General features: G+C 33.4%; 6 protein-coding genes and 1 pseudogene. All 7 read right to left on the bottom strand.

Annotated elements, in window-relative coordinates; genetic code table 11:
• Positions 1 to 203: 203 nt before the first annotated feature.
• Positions 204 to 1,259 (bottom strand): DUF3600 domain-containing protein, encoded by a 1,056-nt coding sequence (locus HHO41_RS21730; protein WP_169102628.1) that lies wholly within the window; start codon positions 1,257 to 1,259, stop codon positions 204 to 206.
• Positions 1,256 to 1,840, bottom strand: a complete 585-nt coding sequence (locus HHO41_RS21725; RefSeq protein WP_169102632.1) for a sigma-70 family RNA polymerase sigma factor — start codon at positions 1,838 to 1,840, stop codon at positions 1,256 to 1,258. Before HHO41_RS21725 ends, HHO41_RS21730 begins: the two co-directional genes overlap by 4 nt.
• Positions 1,841 to 2,189: 349 nt before the next feature.
• Positions 2,190 to 2,576 carry a retropepsin-like aspartic protease gene (locus HHO41_RS21720; RefSeq protein ID WP_211171273.1) on the bottom strand — a complete coding sequence of 129 codons (387 nt, stop codon included), beginning with the start codon at positions 2,574 to 2,576 and terminating at the stop codon, positions 2,190 to 2,192.
• A complete protein-coding gene (locus tag HHO41_RS21715) occupies positions 2,573 to 2,830 on the bottom strand; it encodes a hypothetical protein (RefSeq protein ID WP_169102626.1) in 258 nt (85 codons plus the stop codon). The genes HHO41_RS21720 and HHO41_RS21715 overlap by 4 nt, the downstream gene beginning before the upstream one ends.
• A gap of 146 nt (positions 2,831 to 2,976) precedes the next feature.
• Positions 2,977 to 3,638, bottom strand: a pseudogene (locus tag HHO41_RS21710) (tyrosine-type recombinase/integrase).
• A gap of 285 nt (positions 3,639 to 3,923) precedes the next feature.
• Positions 3,924 to 4,304, bottom strand: a complete 381-nt coding sequence (locus HHO41_RS21705; protein ID WP_169102624.1) for a VOC family protein — start codon at positions 4,302 to 4,304, stop codon at positions 3,924 to 3,926.
• A 269-nt stretch (positions 4,305 to 4,573) separates the two neighbouring features.
• Positions 4,574 to 5,050 carry an HAD hydrolase family protein gene (locus HHO41_RS21695; protein ID WP_282434299.1) on the bottom strand — a complete coding sequence of 159 codons (477 nt, stop codon included), beginning with the start codon at positions 5,048 to 5,050 and terminating at the stop codon, positions 4,574 to 4,576.
• Positions 5,051 to 5,175 lie beyond the last annotated feature (125 nt).

The raw sequence follows: 5,175 nt of genomic DNA, 5'->3' as shown, positions 1-5,175 counted from the left end.
TAAGTACCTTGCGCTTCCTTAGTGGTTGGTTGATGTGTACCCCCACAGCGGACTTTCACCACCTAGATAGTTGCCATGCCTGGCACACAAGAAAAAGCGCAATTCTTACTGAAATGCGCCCTATTGTTGAAGAAGTATTATTAAAATTATAGTTAATGATAACCCTTTAGGCATTCGATACTATTTTGTTTAAAAACATATCTTCATTCTAAAACTTTTGCAACAATGATATAAGGCTTTCCAAGCTTACCCCATTGTCCAGTAACAACAATTGTATACTGGCCACTTTCTTTTGGAAATGTAATTTCATCCAGCGAACTCGTTTTGATAATTTTACCTTCTTTGGTTAATAGCTGAATTTCCACTGAATCAGGTTGTTTATCAAAAGTAACCTTCATAATTGTATTTGGTTGGACTTCAATTGGTTTTAATCCTTCTGCGTATGCCTTAATCAAATTAACATCCTTAATATCAACATTTTCGTTATCATAGGCAGGTAACCCGTATTCTATAAAAACCTTTTTATTGTTTATTAAAAAATTTGGCATATAGGCAAGTTGCTCATTTCCTGCTTCCATCACCTTTTTGTCGACATCCTCTATTATACTTTTAGAAATTAGGTATTCATCTAGCAACTCAGGCTTAATATCCTCATTGCTGAAACTTTTACTTGGATCTATCTTACTTTTCACAAGGATTTTCTCATTTGTCATTAAAGCATCAATATATTTTTCATATTCTTTAGCCGACAAAACCGTTTTGCTGGATTCATGACCGTTTAATTTATCGAAGTATGGTTGTAACAACATAAATGCCTTTCTTATTTCTAAAACTTTATCTTGAGGGATTTGGTCATAATTTATATTGCCATATTGATTTCCAAACTCTATTTTAGAACTAGTTATCACTTTTAAATTTTGTTTAAATTCTTCATATTCAGATTGACTAAGTTCTCCCTTGGCTTGTAAAAGTTTTGCATTTAATAACATATAACTATCCGTTTTCGCTGTCTCAAAATGTTCTATAATATTTTCTAATGATCCATATAACTCATCGGCTAAATATGCTTGGTATGTAAAGCCGCTAGTAGGAATTAATATGCCTACCGCAATGATACCAGCTGCTAAATGTCTTTTAAATTTGCTCTTGCCTTCAGCTAAAGCAATTCTATTTAATACTCGTTGTTTCAATTCTTGAGGAGGAGCGTATTCTTTACTTTTCTCCCGTAATGAGTCTCTCAACCGATTTTCAATATTCATTGCAGATTCCTCACTTCCTCAATAAAATAATTTCCATTGTGACCTTTTTGGCGTAACTTTTCTAATGCTGCATTAATTCTTGATTTTACTGTTCCGATTGGTATGTTTAAAATTCCAGCAATATCCTCTTGTGAATATTCATTTAAATAACGGAGTATTATCACTTGTCTAAGCTTGTATGGTAAACCATTCACTAGCTCTGATAATTGTAGATTTGATATTTTATCATTTAGTTCATTAGTTTGATCAATAACAGTCAATTGGCTTGAGCTTTCTACTTTTTTTAAAACTCTAAAACTCATCCACCTTTTTCTACGATAGTTGTGGATTTGTTTTATGGCAATTCCTGTAATCCAAGGCTTAAAATCTCTCCTTTTATCAAACTTACTAAGATTTTTATAAACTTGAAAATAGGTTTCTTGAACGATATCATCTACATCTGTTTTATCATCAAGTAAAAAATGAATAGTGGTATACACGTCATGTATTGTTTTTTCATACAGATCACCAAATGCTTGCTTATTCCTAGATAAAATATGTTCAATAAGTTGATTAATATCGTTAGGCTCACCCAAAATCATTCCCCCTTTTGTTTTATACTTCATATTGGTAAGAAATCTAAATTTCGTTCGATTTTTTTGTAAAAAATGGGCAATTTATTCGACTAGTATCAGCATTACTACTAAAAGATGATAGCTAATACCGTTAATTGTTTATAGACTAATTTGAAAATTTGAGTAAAAAACTAAAATTTCCGATCAAAACCATACTCAATTACCTGCCCCCTACAAAAGAAAAAGGGACAATTCATATTGCAGAATTGCTCCCTAAAAGAAAATTGAGCGCAGATCCTTTGGGGAAAGCGCCCGATTGCTGAGTAAGCATCATTAAAAAATAAAAAGCAACTATGGTAATTTGCCATAATTGCTTCTAACTATCACACTCTAATATAAGCCTGTCTAAATTAATAATTGCTTTCATTTGCTGTAGTAAATCCAATCCGATAATACCATCTAAATCAAACCCATAGTCCATTGCACCAATTTCGACTGTAAAGTTACCTGTTTTTTTCTCACCGATTTTTATAGAATTAATCGTTTTAGAGAACACAAATTCTGATCCCCCAACCCCGCTGATACGATAAATCATATCGTTTTCTTCAGCAACAATACCGATTATTTCTGCGATATCAGTTTTAATAATCGTGCTACCAGATCCAGTGTCTACTAGAACCCGTTTTAATAATAATGTTTTCCCTTTATATGTTACTTCCATTTCTGTTAGTAATAATCCCTCATTTATAAATAACTTCTTCACCGTCTCACACCTACCCATTTTTTCTCAATGATATTAGGCTTTGTTCGGCTGGTGTGAAGTACATATAGCTCGCGGGAAGGATTTTCACGATGAAGTTCTTGATAAGCTCTCATTGCTTCTGGTGATTTAGAAAACTTTTTCAAAGGAGCAACTTCTTCCAGTATACGCTCACTTTCATCATTCGTATAAGCTTGAAGAGCCTCAATCAACACCCATTGGTCAGGAAACGCTTGGCATACTTCCTCCCATTTCATTCAATCACCTCCAACTTACTTTATGTTTATATTATCATGTGCACTGTTTTTTTTATAGTTTAGCCTTAAGGTGTTCATTCTTACTTAGTTATTTCAGTTTAAAAAAATGTAATTCTCATTCGATTAAAATTAACATGAAATAACCTTCAAAAGTATTTACTATAAAAATCATGTCTCAATTTTCCACTCAACTGTGCATATATTTTAGTAGTCTCACTTTTCTCATGGCCAAGCAAACTTTGTATCACGTCAAGTGGTGCACCGTTGTTCATCATTTGTTTAGCATAACTGTGGCGTAATTGATGAGGATGTATACTCTTTTTAATACCTGCACTTTTTGAAATCCGTTTGATAATATAACGAAGATTGTCAATACTCATTCGTCTCTTGGGTCTGCGTTCTGTAACGAAAAGACAAGATTCTTCATCATCTCGTTCATCTAAGTATCTTTGTAACCAAATTGAGTACCGAGTATTAAAATATACCTCTTTTTCTTTATCGCCTTTCCCATGAACAATGACAGTATTCATTCGAAGATTAATATCCTTGCGATTTAATTTAACAACCTCTCCAATACGGCAACCAGTTGAGTTCTGACCCTATGACCCAGACTAGATCGCTTCAAGTGATTGCCTTCCTGTACTAGATATTCTTTTAGTTTCTCAGTAGTCAATTCGCTTATGTCCATATCACCGAAATAACGTAAAAGAAGATTATATTGAAAACAATATGTTTTTATTGTAAGTGGTGAATACCATTCTATACTTTTATCTTGTTGATATTTTTTCCAAACTTCGGATAATAACATTTTCTATCACTCTCCTACTGTATAAATCCATTAATCTAGATTCTATTATGTTCAAGGAGAGTTTGTTTCATTTGTAGGATATTCAACAATCGCAGAAAAAAAACATTTTACATCTCAAGAAACTCTGTAAATACAAGAAAAGGGCCCTTTTCTTTACTTACGAAAAGCGCCCGATCGTTGAATATTCTTATTGAATTAAGACCACGAAAGTTTCAGTACAATGTTTCACAACTATTATCGTTGAGAACTTCAAATAGAGCATTTTTTTGTCGAAACTAATTTCACTCATTCAGTCAACTCTATGAGATTTCCTTCAGGATCCTCGATAATACTCTCATAATACCCATCTCCAGTGATACGGGGACCACTAATTTTGGTATAACCCTCTTTTTTTAATCTGGCTGTCATTTGATTAACAGAATCCCTACTTCCTAAAGAAATGGCAATATGAGCCCAGCCTATCATATCACTCTGTTTTTCCTTATTTATACCTGACTTACGCATAATCTCTAATCTTGTTCCAGAATCAAACTTGAGAAAATATGATTCAAATTGTTTTTCTTTATTATGATACTTATTGTTTGACTTACCATTAAAATACGTTTCATAAAACTCTCTCATGACTTCCAAATCATTGACCCAAATAGCTACATGTTCAATTTTCATCTCTTTTTCACTCCATTAGGTACTAAAAAATTTTACATCTCTATAATTAAATTTGTTTGATGATTTTTGCAAGGTTCCCACATACGACATCTGGAACATCTTTAATTACTACTTCACCTGATACGATAACAACATTGTCTTCTACCGTTACTCTTGGGTTTATCACTACACTTCCTCCACCCCATCAAATGACAGCCTTATCTGCAACTATTACTACCCTTTACTATCAGTACATTTTTTCACACCTTAATTACCAATTGGCTGGGATATCAACAAGAAATGGTAGAAGCATTTCTGACAGTAAAGCTATAGGTGCTGTGCGTCATAAGCTCTATATCATTGTATCCATCTCCGAATGCCATTGTTTCTTCAGGAGTAACATTCAATAAATGCTGCAAATGTTCAACAGTCGTACCCTTATGAACATTGGCATTCGCTATATCAATCCAAGCTGCTTCAGAAGCAACAATATAAGCAGACTCAAAAAACAGGGATAGTTTTTCCCTGGTCTCCATACGTCTGAACAATGGGTCGTGAATAGTGATTTTAACAAAATCATCTGTTATTTCATTAAAATCAGCGACTGTACTTACTTGGGCATATGATTTTCTAACGATAGCTGCTTCTTCAGGAGGTAAATTGTCTTTTATCACTGCACCGCTTCTTGTACACGGAATAATGGTATGTTCGAGACTAATGTCTTCAGGTAAACGAATAATTTCCAATCCCATTTTATTACTTAGCAGAGATTCATAAACAAAACTACATGTTATGATGCTAGACTAAAAAGTAGACACAGATTGTTATAATAAATATATCAACTATAACGGGGTGTGTCTGTATGGCAAGAGGTAAACGATTCGAAGATTCA

Source organism: Bacillus sp. DNRA2 (assembly GCF_012843265.1).
Lineage (GTDB): Bacteria > Bacillota > Bacilli > Bacillales > Cytobacillaceae > Bacillus_BU.
This window is presented reverse-complemented; position numbering and strand designations above follow the sequence as displayed.